Below are 15,925 nucleotides of genomic sequence, written 5' to 3' on the forward strand. Positions count from 1 at the left end.
CTCTCCGCGCAACCACCAGCACGGGCTGCCCAAACAGCCCCGCCACATCACACCATGCCGACCCTGATTCGGTTATCTCGCGTCAGACCCTTAGTCGGTAAAATCACAGACAGCCTCGACTCCTGCCGTTAGCAATCTGCTTCCATGGTGACGTTGCCGATCCTCGGAATGATGCGGATCAAGGCATGGGCGCGGGCAAGACCTCGACAATCAGCCGGCAATGCCAAGAGGAGGCATACGAACCGCCGCACTGGTTACCACGCTGAATAGTTAACCCGTCCTTCAGTGGGCTTGCATAGGCTTGCGCTGCGACGAAGCCTGGGAAGCAAGCAAATCCGTCCATGGCCCTGATGAAAGAAGACGCGCTGGAGGCCAGAATCCTTCAGGATCAGCTTGCTGACCTGAGGGCCGGTCTCTTCGTGTCAATGCCGATAAGCACTGTCCTGTCAGGCCTTATTTTGACGGCGCAGGTCCTTTCTGGCGGCGGCTTTGGAGCCGCGATCTGGTTCCTGGTCGTCAATGCGATAAATGTCGGCCGCCTGGCACTCGGACACCAGCCGTAAGGACGATCTAACAGGGATTTCGCCGCGGCTTCGCTGGTTTGGCATCCTTGCTCTTCTGGCAGGGTTTGCCTGGTCCTTTCTTGCCGTCCTGACGGTTGGATACACGACACCGCACACATCACTGCACCTGATTATTCTGGCAGGCATTGCAGCTGGTGCGGTTACATACGGCAGTTCATATGCCGCGGCCGCGATCAACTTCATCACACCCCCACTCCTCATCACAGCGGCGTGCTTGCTGGCGAAAGGCAACTTTGAAGGCTATATTCTTGCTTTCACCGTTCTGCTCTTCCTGGGCGGCCTGGTTCGAGCCTCGTTTGTTGGACAAGCGCGCTTCCGCGAAGCGAGCCGCCTGAGGCATAAGGCCGAGCGGCTTGCGGCCGAAATGGAGGCCAATTCCAGGCAGGACCACCTGACAGCCCTTCTCAACAGGCGTGGCCTCGAACACGCTATCGGTCGGTTCGAGACTGCACACGGCCCCTTCGTTGCAATGCTGATTGATCTGGACGGGTTCAAATCCGTCAACGATACCTACGGTCACAGGACCGGTGATGAACTGCTTGTCAGGATCGCCCGGCGGATAGAGCAGGAAGCACCGGAAGGCTCAACGCTCGCCCGCATCGGCGGCGATGAGTTCGTGCTGTTTTTTCCCTCGCTGGGGGATTCGCTTTCTGCCAGTGATCTCGCATCCAATATCATAGCCAAAGTTGCCCGCCCCTATGCTGAGGTCGCGTCCGTCCGGATCGGGGCATCGATAGGAATATACTTGGCGGAAAGCCCCGGGCTGACGGAAATGTTGTTGCGGGCGGATGTCGCCCTTTACACGGCCAAGCGTCGTGGCAGGAACGAATTTTGCCTGTTCGATGCCGAACTCGACAGGGAACTGAAACGCCGCCAGTCCATCGAACGCGACCTTCATTCGGCCATAGAGACAAGAAGCTTAGGCCCATGGTTCCAATCCATCGTAAGACTCGACACCCAGGCCGTGGTCGGTTTTGAAGCCTTGCTAAGGTGGGCCCATCCAATTCATGGTGCCATCTCTCCACCCGAAATCATGACAGCCGCACGCGAAACCGGAATGCTTCAGCTGCTGACCCAAACGGTCTTCGCCGACTGTTGCGCTCTCATCGACGGCTTGGTGAAAGCTGACTGCCGTGGTCTTCGTGTGGCGATGAATGTTTCACCGCGCGAACTGGAAGCCGGCGATATCGACGACATGATTCTGAATGGTCTGGCGGCAAAAGGCCTGCCTGCAACGATGTTCGAAATCGAGATTACCGAAGAATCCCCGGTGGACCCGGACAGAGTGGATGAAAAGCTTGGACGGCTTTCACATGCCGGCATTTCCATCGCACTCGATGACTTCGGCACCGGCTTTTCCACGTTGGCATCGCTCAAGGACAGTCGGATACGCAAGGTGAAAATAGACCAGGGCTTCATTCGCGGCTTAGCCAAGTCCCGAGAGGACCGGCTGCTTGTCAAAACGGTGATCGATCTTGGCAGGACGCTCGGGATCGAGGTCATGGCCGAGGGCGTCGAAACAGAGGCGGATCGACAAACTCTGCACAAGCTTGGCTGCAGAACGGCTCAGGGCTTCCTGTTCTCCAAGGCGGTGCCTCTGAGCCGAGCGCTTGATTTGGCGGTAAATGAGCACGCGAAGGAGTCGTGACCGGCACCCGCCGCGCCCTCTCTCGCGGCCGTGCCCCCATGAATGGTGGGTATCGAGACTTCCTTGTTTGAAACGCGTGGCAGTCCGCGCTGTGCGTCAGCCGGCGAACAGTTCCTTGTAGCCGGTCGTCACCATCCAATTCGCACGGTCGATATGGCTGCGGAGAGCCTTGCGGGCGCGCTCCGGTTCCTTTGCCGGATCAATGCCGAGGATCAGGTGGGCCATCTCTTCTTCGCTCGCATCGTCGGCGGAAGCATCGAGCAGCTGCATGTACGTCGTGAAGTGCTCGTTGTCGTAGGCCGTAAGGCTATTCGACCAGGGGACTTCGTCGGACAGAGTTGAACTTCGAGTCTCGCCTGTTTCCTTTGGGCGCTTCATGTCTGCTGCGAGCCTCGCGTGTTCTGTGCTGGAGCGAAGCAGCATATCCCAAAATGGGATAATCCGAAACCGGGATTAGTCGGTGGGCCGGTCTTTACCTGACCGGTTCACCTGCATGCCCAAATCTCTTCGATCGCCCCGCCACCAGCGGTTTCTGGCCCAGCTGATTTCGCTACGCAAGGCCAAAGGCCTGACCCAGGAGCAGGTGGCTGAGAAGCTTGGCCGTCCGCAATCCTTCGTGGCCAAATACGAAGGTGGAGAGCGGCGTCTCGATGTCATTGAGTTTCTCGAGATAACTGCGGCGCTTGACACTGATCCGTGCGAGGTTCTGTCCAGGCTCCGTTTATAGCAGGGCGCCCGCGCGCCTGATGGCGCGCACCGGGTGCTCGTCAACCGAGCCCGCTTTTCTTCGCCAGGCTCAGGCGGTCTCGACCATCCGGCTTCGCCCCCTGGCGCGGGCAGCCTGTCGGCTGCTGATCGCCGCCGGCCGTTCGGCCGGCGCGGTTTGTGTGTTGGCCTTTCCTGGTGGCCGCGGGGTGGGCGGCACTCCCTTCTAGGCCCGCCGCGGCATCCCGCAACCCTTCGCTGGCGCTTCGGGTCCTCCTCTTGCGTTCCGGTCCTTCGGATGCGGTCCGCCTTCGACGGCGGGCCTTTCCGGTCGCGTCTCGCCGCCCACCCCGCTTCCGGGGAAAGGCGCGCGAGATTGAAGAGAGGACGAAACAATGCGTGCAACCGACAAGCGTTCTGCCCGTGGCAAGGCCGGCGCAAAGAAGAGGGGCGGGCGCTCGGGCGCGAGCCTTTATCAGGAGATCACCGACCGCATTATTGCCGAACTGGAGCGCGGCACCGTGCCTTGGGTCAAGCCGTGGGGCAGGGCCAAGGCAGACCTTGGTCTGCCCAAGAATGCCGCCACCGGTCGCTTCTATTCCGGCATCAACATCCTGATCTTGTGGGGCGCGGTCATCGAGCACGGTTACCCCAGCCAGAACTGGCTGACCTTCCGGCAGGCGCTTTCCCTTGGCGGCAATGTCATGAAGGGCGAGCGCGGCACGACGATCGTGCATGCCGACCGCTTCATCCCGAAAGACGAAAAGGAGCGCGCCAAGGCAGATGGCGACGAACCGCAGGCCGTGCCCTATCTCAAGCGCTTCACCGTCTTCAATGTCGCGCAGTGCGACCGCGTGCCCGAGCACCTTTATGCCGCCGCCGAGCCGCTGCGCGAGCGTGAAACCATCCCGCAGGCCGAGGCGCTCATCCGCTCAAGCGGCGGGGATTTCCGGATTGGCGGCGAGCGCGCTTTCTACACGCTCACCGGCGATTACATTCAGGTGCCGCCGCAACCCGCTTTCTTCCAGCAGATCGACTATTACCGCACCTGCTTTCACGAGCTCGGCCACTGGACCGGCCACCCGACGCGGCTTGCCCGTGACCTCTCCGGCTCGTTCGGCTCCAAGACCTATGCCCGCGAGGAACTCGTCGCCGAAATCGCCGCAGCCTTTGTCTGTTCCACGCTCGGCATCGAGCCGACCGTGCGCCATGCCGACTATATCGGCTCATGGCTCGCAAAATGGGGAGCTCGCCATTTGGCCAGTAATCAGCAGCAGCCCGTAATGTGAAGGAGCATCCGGTTCCCTTTGCTACGTTGCGATGGGTGGACGATCTCCTCCACATTATTTGGCTCGCCGCTAAAGCGTATCGAGCCACGCAAGAACGCTCTTGTCGTGTTTCCACGCCGGGGCCTTGCTCTGCCGCGATGAGTTTTCGAGACGTTCAAGCGCTTTCCGCTTGGTCTCCAGATTGGCCTGGGCATAATGGTTGGTGGTGTCGAGACTGACGTGCCCGAGCCAGCTTCTGATCACCGTGATGTCAACACCTGCTGCGACCAAGTGCACTACCGTTGCGTGACGGAAGCTGTGAGGCGTTACGTGCTTCGACGCCAGGCTGGGAACGATCCCGGCCGCTGCTTCGACGTATTCCGCCAGTTTGAAGCGGACACCCGACGCCCCCAGCGGCACGCCGTAGCGATTGACGAAGATCGGTTCGTCGTCGGCCCTCGCTGCCGTCGAAGCAGCGATCTGAGCAGCGACACCGTTTCGGGCCACAGCGGGCAAAGCCGTTCTTTCCTCCCCTTGCCGTAAAGCCGCACACAGGTGGGCGAGTCGAACCGGATCGCCTGCGGACATACATTGAGTGCTTCCTGGATGCGCGCGCCGGTATTGTAGAGGAAGGAGAGGAGCACATGATCGCGTTGACCTTCGATCGTCGTGCGATTCGGCTGGGCCAGAATGGCCTTCACTTCCTCCGGTTCGAGATAGCATGGTGCATGGATCGGCGCTTTCTTCGTTGGAATGCGCAGGATTTCGGCGCACTGCGCAATCGCTGTCGGCTCCCGACCGGCGACGAAGCCGAAGAAGCTTCGCAACGCAGCGAGCCGGCAGTTGCGAGTACCGATCGTGTCTCCGCGCTCCTGCTCGGTATAGCGCAGAAAGGCGCTTACCTCGGGACCGGTGAGATCGCTCAATACGAGTTGAGCTACCGTTCGCCGACGACGGTGGGCGACGAATCTGAGGAACAGGCGCCAGGTGTCGCGGTAGGAGCGAACGGTATGGACCGAAGCATTCCGCTGCTGGATCATCCACTCGTAGAAGAAGGCATGCAGTAGCCTGGGGAACGGGTCGGCCGGCTTCATGGCGTCACCCCTTCCGTTACATGCAGGCAATGCGCTCCGAACGCACGGAAGCGCTCGTTTGCTTGCTGCAGGATATCCTGGGTGACCGTGATGTAGACCAGCGTCGAATGGATATCGCGGTGCCCGAGATAGGTCGCCAGGAATGGAAGCTTGTCCTGCGGATTGATGCCGGCGCGATACCATTCCAGAATGCGGTTCACGACCATGGAGTGACGCAGATCGTGGATGCGCGGCCCGGTCTTGCCCTTCGGCGGTTTGATCCCGGCCCGCCGCAATATATCGACGAGCCCATATGCGAGGTTTCGGCGATATCAAGAAGGCGACGGACTTCTTCCGGGCTGTAAATGTAGGGCCGGCGCCATTGTCGTGCGACCTGCTGCCCCGGACGCGGGTCCTGACGTTTCAGCTCGATGCCGGGATCGAGATGATGTTGGGCCTTGGCCAGGGCGCGAGCCAGTTTTTCGCACTCGGCGGCATGATTGGCGGTCGGACGCGAGGCGGACCAATGCTGCAGCATGACCGATAACGGCTCGCCAGCAAGATCCGGGTGAGCCTGCAGAAAGCGATCGAAGCGCCAGAACCAGCGGGCCTGCGTTTCGTATCGGAACCCTCTGGTGCGCATCAGCGCGATATGGTTGCGCATCAGACTACCAAGGACGCTGCCGAAGGGCGGGAACTGGCGTAGCGCTTGGAGCGCCCGATCGGGGTCGGCAGCGAGCAGGGCTCTCAGAATCGCTTTGCTGCTTTTCACGCAGTATTCGGCGCGCAGATCGGCAACCGGATTGCTGGCGACCAATCCCTCCTGCACCACGAAGTCGAGGAAGCGATTGACGATACGGGCACGATGCAGGATCGTTGACACGGGCGAATGTACGGCACGCTCGCGCAGCCAGGCTTCAAGGACATCTCGGCTTACCTGCGACGATGCGAACTGATGCCGAACCACGACGTCCTGGAAACTGCGAAGTGTTTGCCGATAATAGATCGGACTTATTGGGCTGCGCAGCCGCAGTTGGTTGAGATAACGGGCAATGGCGCTGCCATCCGTGTCGGGCCAGGTTTTCACGACCGCACCTCCTGTCCCGGAATCTCCAGGGCAATCGCGCGCAGGTCCTCCGTGGCCAGTTTCAGATAGGGGATCGTCGCTTCCGTCGAACGATGGCCCAACACATCGCCAATGACTTTCCGCGGCACCGCTGCGCGCAGCAGACTGACGGCGCGTGCATGCCGGAAGATATGAGGGCCGCGCTTGCCGCTCGGCTTCACACCTGCCGCTTCCATGCGTCGGCGGACTTCGCTGTAAATCCCCGACATCCGGTGATAGGGCGCACGTGAGCGGATGAAGATTTCACGGGCGTCGGTTTGCGGACGCCCGTGGCGCAAGTAATTGATCAGCGACTCTCCCACCGGTTCCATCAACGGCAAAAGCGAGTGCGCGCCAGTCTTGGAATGGCGGATGTGCAAGGCTTCCGCGCGCCAGTCGATGTCGTCCAGCCGCAGACGCGTGATCTCTCCGACCCGCAGCCCATACGTCGACAGGAGCTGCAGGATGGCATAGTCCCGCAACCCCATCGGTGACTGGTCTTGTTGCGCAGATTTCAGAACGGCCGCGATCTGATCCGAACTCAGCGTGGACGGGATGCCTTCATAGGCATAGAGCAGCGGGGCGATGACGTGTGGGGCAAGATCGGTCAGGATGTGGCCCGTCCTATGAAGATGCCTCAGCAGCGACCGAAGCCGCTCGGCCACATCTTTCAGGGATTTCCGCCTCAGTCCGGGTGCTCGCATTTCGAAGTAAGCATCGACGTCGCGGATGCTCGAATCCATGAAGCTGGCAGTGTCAGAGCGCTTGAGGTACCAGGCGCTAAAATATCGAGCCTCCCACATCAAGGCATCGATCGACGCGACTGCCAGCCCGCGCTCCTCCCGCAGCCATGTCTGGTAATGGTCGCACACTTCTCGACAAAGAAGCTCGCCGGCGTCGGATGTCGCAGGTTCAGGTGGCCAGCGTTTCAGCGCGAGCCTTAGCAGTCCGTGGATTCCCGATCTTGGAATCGACACCCAATAGCGAGCAGGAGCGCGGCCGTGGCGCTTGCGAAACTGTCGAACCGCGAGGCGCAGATAATTCGACACCTCTGTCGGCGTCACCGTTTCAAGGGCAATCTTCCGCTCCACCAGATAGCAAAGAAAGTAATCGGCATTGCGGCAGTAATTATGGACCACCACCGGATTGTATCGCTGTTGCGTCAGGGTCTCTCTGAATTGTGAGACCAGAGCGCCGTATTCATGTGACATGAAAATTCCCTCAACTGTGTTTGATCAACAGCCGAGGGTCTCATGTTCAAAATAATGCGCAGCAAATGATCGCCGCTGCTCGCCATCTTCCTTGCCAGGCAGGGAATGGAGCAACATTCCTTCACATTATGGTCTGCTGCTGATTACTGAAGGTGCTGCGCGAGGACAACCGCGCCATCTTCCGCGCCGCCAGCCAAGCATCGAAAGCCGCCGATTTCCTGCTTGGCCTTCAGGCCGATGCCGAAGGCACAGAGCGGGAGGAGATCGCGGCATGAGCGATCCCCAAACACTGCAGACCGAGCCGACGCCGGAAGGCGAGCAGACGCTCATCCCCGGCGTCCGACCGATCACCACGCGCGACCGGCTGACGCTGCTGATGGACGCGCTTCTGCGCCCAAGCGGCGCGCAGAAGCCGTTCGATATCGGCCTCTTTGATGGGGCCGCGCGCAACCAACTCGACCTGTTCTGACACGGAGACTTTCCATGATCCTGATCACTGACGAACTCCGCACCCGGCTTCTCGCCAACGGCGCAGCCGATGCCGAAACCGACCATCACCCGGCCGTGAAACTGTTCGATCCGACCGGGGCGGCGACCTGGCTTCTGACCGAACTCAATGCGGATGGCGATATGCTGTTCGGCCTTGCGATCTCGGCTTCGGCTGCCCGGAACTCGGCAGCGTCAGCCTTGCCGAACTTGAAAGCATCAAAGGGCCGCTTGGTCTCGGCATCGAGCGTGACCTCCATTTCGAGGCGCGGTTTCCGCTGTCGGTCTATGCCGAGGCCGCGCGCATCGCCGGCCACATCGCCGAGGCCGAGCGGCTGCTGCGGCAGGCAGCGGCGGCACTTTCAACTCCCTATTCCGGGCTTCCGCCCGATGCGGCGGGAGAGCGCCGTTAGGCGCAAACCATCCCCGCCGTGCCGCCTTCGGCGTCGTCTTCGGGGACAATCCCAACCAAAGGAAGGAGCAAAACAATGCAGCTTGCCCATATCGCAATCGACCGGCTGAACATTTCCGCCGTAAACATGCGTCACGCCAAACGCGCGCCGGACGTTTCCGACATCCTGCCGTCCGTCCGCGCGCGCGGCGTTCTTGTGCCGCTTCTGGTGCGGCCCAATGGCGAGCCGGAAACGTTCGAGAACGACGCCGGACGCAGGCGCTATTTCGCGGCGAAGGTGATAGCGGATGAGCGCGGCGAGGCCGAGCCCTTGCCCTGCGCCATCATGGAGGAGGGCGACGACGCCGATGCGCTCGAAGCCTCGCTGATTGAGAACATCGCCCCTCTCGACGAGGTTGCGCAATGGGAGACGTTTTCGCGGCTCATCAGGCAAGGCCGCACCGTTCCAGATATCGCCGCCACCTTCGGCATCACCGAGCTTCTGGTCAAACGCATTCTGGCGCTTGGCGATTTTTTGCCCAAAATCCGCGAGGCCTATCGCCGCGAGGAGATCGACGCCGAGACAGCGCGCTATCTCACCATGGCCTCGAAGGCGCAGCAGAAGGACTGGCTGGCGCTGTTTACCGATCCCGAGCAATACGCGCCGCGCGGCTATCAACTGAAACAATGGCTGTTCGGCGGCCAGACGATTTCCACCAAGGTGGCGCTGTTTGCCGTCGAGGAATATCCCGGCCTGATCGTCTCCGACCTGTTCGGCGAGGACAGCTACTTCGCCGATGCCGACCTGATCTGGGAAAAGCAGAACGAGGCGATTGCCGCCAAACGCAATGCCTATCTGGAGGCCGGCTGGCCCGAAGTGATCGTGCTGGAACCGGGACAGCTTTTCCATTCATGGGACCACGAAAAGACGCCGAAGAAAAAGGGCGGCAAGGTCTTCATCACCGTCTCGCATCGCGGCGAGGTGGAGTTTCATGAGGGCTGGATGTCGCGCAAGGAGGCCCGCCGCGCCCGCGCAAAAGACGAGGGCGGCGAGCAAGCCGAGACACCTGCCAAGTTCTCACGTCCCGAGGTTACCGGCCCGATGCAGAACTATGTCGATCTGCATCGCCATGCTGCCGCGCGCGCGGCCATGCTCGACCATCCCGGTGTGGCGCTGCGGTTGATGGTGGCGCATGCCATCACCGGTTCCGGCCTATGGCAGGTGCGCCCCGAACCGCAGCGCGCCGCCAATGAAACGGTGGCCGCAAGCATTGCCGGCTGCAAGGCTCAAATCCCATTCGACGCGAAACGGCGCGGGGTCTTGGCGCTGTTCAGCGCCGGACGAGGACGGAACCGTCGCCGGCGGCAATGGCGACGACTATGCCACGGCGCGCATCTTCGCCAGCTTGCTGGCGCTGTCCGACGATGATGTCATGCGCGTGCTGACCATCGTCATGGGCGAGACGCTGGAGGCCCGAAACGCCGTCATCGAGGCGCTCGGCAATCATCTGAATGTCGATATTCGCACGTACTGGCAGCCGGACGATGCTTTTTTCGATCTCCTGCGCGACAATGAAATCGCCAACGCCATGCTCGCCGACGTCGCCGGCAGACAAGTCGCGGACGGCAATGTCGCCGAGAAGGTCACGACGCAGAAGAAGGTCATCCGCGACGTCCTGGTCGGGCGAGAAAGGTCGCCAGAAAGTCGAGACCTGGCTGCCGCGTTGGATGAAATTCCCGGTCGAAAGCTAACCAATCGCTGCGGCTTCCGCACCGCCGATCAGTGGGCCAAGGTGCGGTCGCTGTTCGCCTCGGAATGAGCCTTTCACGCCGGGCGGCGGCTTGTCGATTGCCGCCGCTCAGGCCGCTCTCCGGGCCGTTCTGGCTGCATGCTCCGCCGTCTCTGGACCACGCCTCGCGCATCAGAATTCGCCGCCAATCTCGTCACTATCAACGCTCGATCGTCACGCCAGCGTACCTGCTGAGGCGCTAGGCGCATGGGCGGCACATCAGTCGGTCCGGTACGGCGTCTAAGCGTGCGCAAACCCGACGCCCGCATGCCGTCCCCTTGTTGTGTTCACTTCGATCACGCGAGCTGTCTCCACGCGTCTTGAGGACCCTTTCCCTGCGGCTGGCTTGTTGACCTATGGGCGGGTCCGGCCCGCCCGAAACCCTCGCCGCCAGCTTTTTTCCCCGCCGCCTGCGGCGGCTTCCTCGCGCCGCTTCGCTACAAAAAAGCCGCCCGCTCGGGTCCTCCGCTTCCGCTGCGGCCCTACCGGGTTCAGGCGGTCCGGCCGCGCCCATCACGGTCCGCCATCGCGGGGGAATGGTCCCCGGCGACAGCGAAAAGGAGACACAGAAATGACCGCGATCGGTTACGTCACCAGCCAAGAAAACGGCGGCTATAAGGGCCAGCTCAGGACGCTCAGCGTCCGTGCCGACATCGACATCGTGCCCAACCAGTCCAAGAGCGCCGACAGCCATCCCGACTTCCGGGTGCTGACGCAGGGCGTCGAGGTCGGCGCGGGCTGGATCCGCACCGGCGAAACCTCCGGCAAGGACTATGTGAGCCTCGCAATAGCCGCACCGGAATTCGGCCCGCGCAAGCTCTACGCCAATCTCGGCCGCGCCGCCGGCCAGGACGATGACGACACCTATGCCGTCATCTGGAACCCGGTCGACTGACCGGCCGACCTCAAGCCCTCGCGCCGCGCTCGGCGCGGGGGCTTTCCCTCGGTTTTCCTGCCGAACATCGCGCGCCCGAAGGGGCGGCGAAAACTCCCGTCCGACTCTTCGCCCGTCCCTGAAGCGATCTCGCGCGCCCATCCTCGCCGTCGACTTCCCGTCAGCGAAGCGAGGACCATCATGGACGACGAAAACGAACGCGCGGCCCGCGCCAAGAGGGGCAGTCCGTTTCTGAACACCGCGCAGGCCGCCTTCTATATCGGCCTGTCCCAGCGCACGCTCGAAAAGATGCGGCTGACCGGCGGCGGCCCGAAATTCCGCAAGCACGGCCGCTATGTCCGCTACCACATCGACGAGCTCGACGACTGGTCGAAAGGCCGCTCGCAGGACTCCACACCCGAGGATGACGAGGGCGCTTCCAGCTCTGGCGGCGATGGAGGCCGGTCATGAGCCGGCGGATGTCAATCCACCTGACCGGCAGCCGGCTGAGACGAATTCGGGCGCGCAAGGCCATCAGCATCGCCTCGCTCGGCGCGGGCTTGATCGGTTTCACCGCCTTCGTCAAACCATCGCCCTTGCTGGTCTGGAACGCTTCGGCAAGTGCGCCGGTCGGGCTTTATCGGATCGGCTTCGTCACACCTGCACGCGGCGATCTGGCGCTCGTCCGTCCCCCGGAATCGGTTGCCGCTTTCGCCGACAAACGCGGCTATCTGCCTCGCACTGTGCCGCTGGCAAAGCACGTTGCAGCACTGCCCGGCGAGCATGTCTGCGCCTTCAACGAGGCGATCATCATCGGCGGCGAGATCGTCGCGCGACGGCTTGAGGCGGATCGTCAAGGCCGTCCACTGCCATGGTGGAACGAATGCCGCGCGCTCGCCGATGATGAGGCTTTCCTGCTCGGCGCCGACGCTCCCGGCTCCTTCGACAGCCGCTATTTCGGGCCGGTTCCCGTTGCAAACGTCATCGGAAGGCTCGTGCCCCTATGGAGCGAGTGACCCTCCTGATGCTGGGCATGATCACGATAGCGCCATGCGCCTGTTCCGCCTCGACCGGTGCTGAACCGGTCGTCATCTCCCGTAGTCCGCAGCTTCAACGATGGCAGGCGTTCGTATCGCAAGCAAGCAGGCGCTTCTCTGTTCCCGAAGCCTGGATTTACGGCGTCATGGATGTGGAGAGCAAAGGCAAGACCATGCTCGGTGGAGGCCCCATCGCCTCCCACGCCGGCGCCATGGGTCTCATGCAGGTCATGCCTGGCACCTATCGGGACATTCGTGTCGAGCATGGTCTGGGTGCCGATCCGCACGATCCGCGCGACAATATTCTGGCCGGAACCGCCTATCTGCGCGCCATGCACGACCGCTTCGGATTCCCCGGCCTGTTTGCCGCCTACAACGCAGGCCCCGAGCGCTACGAAGACCATTTGAAGCGCGGAAAGCGGTTGCCAAGGGAGACAGTTTCTTACCTGAAACAACTCAAAGCGGCGGGGATTTCGGCCGCCGACATGGATGAATTCAAAGGCGAATCCAACGCTCCAAAGCGGCGAAACGCTCCGTCAGGACGCTCGCTGTTCTTCCCTCATGACGGTGGTCGAGCCGGCGAACCGAACGGCGATCTTTTCGTGCCGCTTGGGAAGGACGGCGCGCGGCCGACGAAACCGGATCGCTGGTGATGCGCGGGCAGGGCGCGTCCCGGAGGGCAGGGCGCACAACACAGCGAGGTTCGTGACCGAGAAATTAGCTTCGTTCGGTATCAATCACATCGAAACGGTGGATAGCTGAAACCGGCATCGTCGCATTGATTGAGGGCGAAGGCGGAGACGGGCCGACGATCGGATTCAGGGCGGAGACGGATGCCCTGCCAATCATGGAGGAGTCAAGCAAAACCTGGTCGTTGAAATACCGGAAACGTCGGTCTGCATCGTCGACGAAGCGGGAAGGTCTGCCACGAAATCAGGGTGGCCACGCACCCGGGAGGGTTTTAGAGCTGCTCCGAGGCTGGCGCCTTTATCGAAGGATCATCGTGGATCTTGTGTCTCCCAAGAGCCGCGAGACACTCGGCATTGATCGCACGCGTTGCGATCTTTCACGAACTCTTATCACCGTCATCACATTGAAAACGGTAAGCTCCGCCAGTCATATCAGTGACGCGCTGAAACCGCTGTGTACAACGTTGGCGCCTAAGCTCGGCGAGCACACTCAAGAAATTTTGTCCTGTTGTGAATCAAGCGCGACCGCGCTCTCTGGAGAGCGGTAAATGACCGCGCGAATTGATCAGTCGCAGTCTACTTCTCGAATTATCCCTCGGAGCACCCGCGTCTTGAGCAATTCCCTAATAGTTCGGCACAGCCATTTCATTCACCCGATCGTCTATATCGCGGAAATGAGGCGCGCGGCGTGACATTGCTTGACGCGTGAGACGAGCGCGAGCGGGTGGTTTTTGTGATCAAGAACACCATCGCCTCGCTGAACAATCCCAACTCTAAACAGCATGGAAACAGGACGAACGGAGGCACTCAAATGCTGAATATCTCTAGAGGAGCGAAAGGCCGCCCGCAGGAGGACGGTGACGTGCGTCCATTGAGGGGCATTCGCGTCTTCGCGTTCACGCACTATGCGGCGGGGCCAATCGCGGCGCAGTATCTTGGTTCGCTTGGGGGCGGAGGTCGTCAAGATCGAGGCTCCGGCGGGCGATTTTCAGCGTAGCGGGATCAAGGAGCCGACGGCGGCTCCCGACGCACCCAGCCCTTATTTCCTGGGCATGAATCGCAACCAGCGTTCACTGTCCATTGATCTGAAAAGGCCGGAGGCGCAGGCGGTCATCCGCGAGGTGATCTCCCGGGCGGATGTCGTTCTGGAGAATTTCCGACCCGGGGTCTTGGAGCGGATGGGGCTAGGCAGTTCCGCCCTTCTCGCCGAGCACCCTGGACTGATCTATTGCTCGATTTCGGCTTATGATCCGGCCGGCCCAAGCGGAAACAAGCCGGGGCTGGATTTGATCATTCAAGCCCTGTCGGGCATCGCCAGCCTGGGTGGGGCAGCCGATGGTCCGCCCGTTCCTGCCGGTGCCTACATCGTTGACACCTATACGGCATTGCAGGCGGTCATCGGCATTCAGGCGGCCTTGCGCCAGCGCGACCAGACAGGGTTTGGTCAATGGGTGCGCGTGGCGATGATGTCGTGCGCGCTTTACTTGCTGACCTCGGAATCCAGCTATGCGCTGAACGCACAGGAACAGACCTGTCGGGGCCGCAATGGAATCAGCCACAGTCACCAGCCAGCGCCTTACGGCATCTATTCGACCTTAGACGGCGCAATTGCTCTGGTGGCTCACCCCGCATCCCTTCCCGATATTGCCGCCGCGTTGGGCCTCAGCGACCGGATCATACCGCTTCTGGAGGGAAGGGCGCTTGGACAAACCGGGACCAGATCGCCGGTATCCTGTCAGGCCGCTGCGTCAGCTGACCAGCGATGATGCGCTTACGCGCCTTGCACCCACGGGTATCCTGCTGGCCCCTGTACGCAGCATCGATCAGGCGCTGGCCGATCCCGATGTGGCCAGCGAACTCGTCCGCGAGGTCGAACACATCTACGGCGGCCGCTATCGCGTCACACTGGAGCCGCTGAAGCTTTCAGGCTCTGAGCTTGTTTTCGATCGTCCTGTCCCGATCTGGCGAGCATTCGGTGGAGGTTCTGCGCGAGACTGGCATCGATCAAGACCGCGTCGATGCGCTTATCGCTAGCGGCGCAATTCGTGTCCCCGGCAGGCCGGAGGATCGGAAATAGCGGTGCAAACCGAGACGCAAAATAGGACATCGCGTCCCTACTGATCCTGAACGACAGCGAAAACGGCACCATTGCGCGACGCGCGATAACGCAGCGTACAGCTGCCGGTTCGCATCCGACCAGTATCCCGCCGGCGTCGCACGCGCAAAAAGCGCCGCATAGCTCTTGATCGGTTCGGCCTTGGGGTGAATAAGCGGGTGGATTCCACGCCGTTCAAGCCCACCAAATACTTTTCCATCGGCATAGCCCGCATCTTTGTGCCTGTGCTGATTGAAAGTTCTGTCGCCGCCACGGTCGCATCGATCCCATCGATGGTCATCTGGCCCCTCATTGATCTCGCCAGTGCTCACGGCGACGGCCAGACGCCACGCAGGTCATCAACGACGGCATGTGGTTTGTGGGGCTTCCTCGATGACGGCTCGCATCGGGACTAAACGTGAAGCAGACCAAAGGTAGTGGCCGTCGGCGCGACGCGTACAGGCACGATCAGCCGGTTCGCAAAGCCGGCTCCCGGGTGGCCGCCAGGAATGCGGCTGGCAATGATCAAGCCGAGATCATCCTTGGCGCGCAAAAAACATCCTCGATGGTCCAACGCAGTGCCACCGCGCCGGCCAATTCCACGAGCGTGATGCACTCGCGGATAGGGGAAATAGTAGACGAGATCGTCAGGATTCCGGAGGTGGCGACGGAACAAGAGCCAGCGTTCGAACCGTTCTGCTTCGTCCGGTTCAGGGGCAATCGCACCCAGTTGTAAAGCCGCTAGCCGTTGGCGGTTTCCTTGCGGCGGCAGTGTTGATTCCGCTGAGAAGGACCCCGCTCACGCGAGCGAAGCCCTGATCGACCGTGGGCAGCCCCATATTGCCGAAGCGTCGGGAATAGGCCTGTTTTTTCCGCTTCGCAGCGAACGTAATATTGCTCCGGCCGATGAGAAAATGCGGCCACAGGGCGAGATTTTGGTGCGGCTGCGGACCGGTGAGGCAGGCCAAT

Annotated in this window: 16 protein-coding genes and 5 pseudogenes; 14 read left to right on the forward strand and 7 right to left on the reverse strand. The window is 61.5% G+C overall.

All coding sequences use genetic code 11. From position 1 onward, the window contains the following. Positions 1-341 precede the first annotated feature (341 nt). Positions 342-563 (forward strand): hypothetical protein, encoded by a 222-nt coding sequence (locus tag F3H98_RS32000; RefSeq protein WP_244621946.1) that lies wholly within the window; start codon positions 342-344, stop codon positions 561-563. Further along, the gene (locus F3H98_RS27775) at positions 529-2,232 is read left to right on the forward strand and encodes a putative bifunctional diguanylate cyclase/phosphodiesterase (protein ID WP_244621947.1); all 1,704 of its coding nucleotides are present in this window, start codon (positions 529-531) and stop codon (positions 2,230-2,232) included. Before F3H98_RS32000 ends, F3H98_RS27775 begins: the two co-directional genes overlap by 35 nt. A gap of 96 nt (positions 2,233-2,328) precedes the next feature. On the opposite strand, the gene F3H98_RS27780 is transcribed toward F3H98_RS27775, so the two are convergent. After that, a complete protein-coding gene (locus F3H98_RS27780; protein WP_149763869.1) occupies positions 2,329-2,610 on the reverse strand; it encodes a DNA -binding domain-containing protein in 282 nt (93 codons plus the stop codon). A 115-nt stretch (positions 2,611-2,725) separates the two neighbouring features. Between F3H98_RS27780 and F3H98_RS27785 the strand changes: the two genes are divergently transcribed. Together F3H98_RS27785 and F3H98_RS27790 are read left to right on the forward strand one after the other, a co-directional pair. Then, positions 2,726-2,959, forward strand: coding sequence for a helix-turn-helix domain-containing protein (locus F3H98_RS27785; protein ID WP_149763871.1), 234 nt, complete (start codon positions 2,726-2,728; stop codon positions 2,957-2,959). Between the two features lie 373 nt (positions 2,960-3,332). Next, on the forward strand, positions 3,333-4,226 hold the full coding sequence (locus F3H98_RS27790) for an ArdC family protein (protein WP_149763873.1): 894 nt from the start codon (positions 3,333-3,335) through the stop codon (positions 4,224-4,226). 69 nt (positions 4,227-4,295) lie between these two features. Here the strand turns inward: F3H98_RS27790 and F3H98_RS27795 are convergent. From F3H98_RS27795 to F3H98_RS27805, 4 genes and pseudogenes are all read right to left on the reverse strand, one after another. Next, positions 4,296-5,299: pseudogene (locus F3H98_RS27795) on the reverse strand (tyrosine-type recombinase/integrase). Beyond that, positions 5,296-5,505, reverse strand: a complete 210-nt coding sequence (locus tag F3H98_RS32010; RefSeq protein ID WP_244621948.1) for a site-specific integrase — start codon at positions 5,503-5,505, stop codon at positions 5,296-5,298. Before F3H98_RS32010 ends, F3H98_RS27795 begins: the two are co-directional and overlap by 4 nt. After that, positions 5,496-6,365, reverse strand: a complete 870-nt coding sequence (locus F3H98_RS27800; RefSeq protein ID WP_244621949.1) for a hypothetical protein — start codon at positions 6,363-6,365, stop codon at positions 5,496-5,498. Before F3H98_RS27800 ends, F3H98_RS32010 begins: the two co-directional genes overlap by 10 nt. Further along, positions 6,362-7,594, reverse strand: a complete 1,233-nt coding sequence (locus tag F3H98_RS27805; protein WP_149763875.1) for a site-specific integrase — start codon at positions 7,592-7,594, stop codon at positions 6,362-6,364. Before F3H98_RS27805 ends, F3H98_RS27800 begins: the two co-directional genes overlap by 4 nt. A 146-nt stretch (positions 7,595-7,740) precedes the next feature. On the opposite strand from F3H98_RS27805, the pseudogene F3H98_RS27810 reads away from it, so the two are divergent. The 10 genes and pseudogenes from F3H98_RS27810 to F3H98_RS27855 form a co-directional block, all read left to right on the forward strand. Next, positions 7,741-7,869: pseudogene (locus F3H98_RS27810) on the forward strand (antirestriction protein ArdC); the annotation flags it as partial. After that, positions 7,866-8,063: a hypothetical protein gene (locus F3H98_RS27815; RefSeq protein ID WP_149763877.1), complete on the forward strand. Its 198-nt coding sequence runs from the start codon at positions 7,866-7,868 to the stop codon at positions 8,061-8,063. The pseudogene F3H98_RS27810 and the gene F3H98_RS27815, both read left to right, overlap by 4 nt. Before the next feature lie 14 nt (positions 8,064-8,077). Then, positions 8,078-8,493: pseudogene (locus F3H98_RS27820) on the forward strand (DUF2958 domain-containing protein). A gap of 75 nt (positions 8,494-8,568) precedes the next feature. Next, positions 8,569-9,900 carry a ParB/RepB/Spo0J family partition protein gene (locus F3H98_RS27825; protein ID WP_244621950.1) on the forward strand — a complete coding sequence of 444 codons (1,332 nt, stop codon included), beginning with the start codon at positions 8,569-8,571 and terminating at the stop codon, positions 9,898-9,900. Positions 9,901-9,904: 4 nt separating this feature from the next. Next, positions 9,905-10,291 carry a hypothetical protein gene (locus tag F3H98_RS32015; RefSeq protein ID WP_244621951.1) on the forward strand — a complete coding sequence of 129 codons (387 nt, stop codon included), beginning with the start codon at positions 9,905-9,907 and terminating at the stop codon, positions 10,289-10,291. Positions 10,292-10,832: 541 nt separating this feature from the next. After that, positions 10,833-11,156: a DUF736 domain-containing protein gene (locus F3H98_RS27830; RefSeq protein ID WP_149763879.1), complete on the forward strand. Its 324-nt coding sequence runs from the start codon at positions 10,833-10,835 to the stop codon at positions 11,154-11,156. A 180-nt stretch (positions 11,157-11,336) separates the two neighbouring features. Then, positions 11,337-11,606 (forward strand): helix-turn-helix transcriptional regulator, encoded by a 270-nt coding sequence (locus F3H98_RS27835; RefSeq protein WP_149763881.1) that lies wholly within the window; start codon positions 11,337-11,339, stop codon positions 11,604-11,606. Further along, entirely contained in the window at positions 11,603-12,151 is a 549-nt protein-coding gene (locus F3H98_RS27840; RefSeq protein WP_149763883.1) for a S26 family signal peptidase, read from the forward strand. The genes F3H98_RS27835 and F3H98_RS27840 overlap by 4 nt, the downstream gene beginning before the upstream one ends. Next, positions 12,139-12,825 carry a lytic transglycosylase domain-containing protein gene (locus F3H98_RS27845; RefSeq protein ID WP_149763885.1) on the forward strand — a complete coding sequence of 229 codons (687 nt, stop codon included), beginning with the start codon at positions 12,139-12,141 and terminating at the stop codon, positions 12,823-12,825. Before F3H98_RS27840 ends, F3H98_RS27845 begins: the two co-directional genes overlap by 13 nt. Positions 12,826-13,796: 971 nt before the next feature. Beyond that, complete coding sequence (locus tag F3H98_RS27855) at positions 13,797-14,627, forward strand: CoA transferase (RefSeq protein ID WP_188130605.1); 831 nt, start codon at positions 13,797-13,799, stop codon at positions 14,625-14,627. Between the two features lie 460 nt (positions 14,628-15,087). Here F3H98_RS27855 and F3H98_RS32665 read toward each other — a convergent pair. After that, a pseudogene (locus F3H98_RS32665) lies at positions 15,088-15,365 on the reverse strand (transposase); the annotation flags it as partial. Positions 15,366-15,459: 94 nt separating this feature from the next. Continuing rightward, positions 15,460-15,697: pseudogene (locus tag F3H98_RS32670) on the reverse strand (IS701 family transposase); the annotation flags it as partial. Between the last annotated feature and the right edge of the window lie 228 nt (positions 15,698-15,925).

This window comes from Neomesorhizobium albiziae, from assembly GCF_900114255.1.
GTDB lineage: Bacteria > Pseudomonadota > Alphaproteobacteria > Rhizobiales > Rhizobiaceae > Neomesorhizobium > Neomesorhizobium albiziae.

Bases quoted from the DNA above. Each gene is read 5' to 3' on its own strand.
- F3H98_RS32000 (WP_244621946.1), top strand. From the start codon at position 342: ATGGCCCTGATGAAAGAAGACGCGCTGGAGGCCAGAATCCTTCAGGAT.
- F3H98_RS27775 (WP_244621947.1), top strand. From the start codon at position 529: ATGTCGGCCGCCTGGCACTCGGACACCAGCCGTAAGGACGATCTAACA.
- F3H98_RS27780 (WP_149763869.1), bottom strand. From the start codon at position 2,610: ATGAAGCGCCCAAAGGAAACAGGCGAGACTCGAAGTTCAACTCTGTCC.
- F3H98_RS27785 (WP_149763871.1), top strand. From the start codon at position 2,726: ATGCCCAAATCTCTTCGATCGCCCCGCCACCAGCGGTTTCTGGCCCAG.
- F3H98_RS27790 (WP_149763873.1), top strand. From the start codon at position 3,333: ATGCGTGCAACCGACAAGCGTTCTGCCCGTGGCAAGGCCGGCGCAAAG.
- F3H98_RS32010 (WP_244621948.1), bottom strand. From the start codon at position 5,505: ATGGTCGTGAACCGCATTCTGGAATGGTATCGCGCCGGCATCAATCCG.
- F3H98_RS27805 (WP_149763875.1), bottom strand. From the start codon at position 7,594: ATGTCACATGAATACGGCGCTCTGGTCTCACAATTCAGAGAGACCCTG.
- F3H98_RS27815 (WP_149763877.1), top strand. From the start codon at position 7,866: ATGAGCGATCCCCAAACACTGCAGACCGAGCCGACGCCGGAAGGCGAG.
- F3H98_RS27825 (WP_244621950.1), top strand. From the start codon at position 8,569: ATGCAGCTTGCCCATATCGCAATCGACCGGCTGAACATTTCCGCCGTA.
- F3H98_RS32015 (WP_244621951.1), top strand. From the start codon at position 9,905: ATGCGCGTGCTGACCATCGTCATGGGCGAGACGCTGGAGGCCCGAAAC.
- F3H98_RS27830 (WP_149763879.1), top strand. From the start codon at position 10,833: ATGACCGCGATCGGTTACGTCACCAGCCAAGAAAACGGCGGCTATAAG.
- F3H98_RS27835 (WP_149763881.1), top strand. From the start codon at position 11,337: ATGGACGACGAAAACGAACGCGCGGCCCGCGCCAAGAGGGGCAGTCCG.
- F3H98_RS27840 (WP_149763883.1), top strand. From the start codon at position 11,603: ATGAGCCGGCGGATGTCAATCCACCTGACCGGCAGCCGGCTGAGACGA.
- F3H98_RS27845 (WP_149763885.1), top strand. From the start codon at position 12,139: ATGGAGCGAGTGACCCTCCTGATGCTGGGCATGATCACGATAGCGCCA.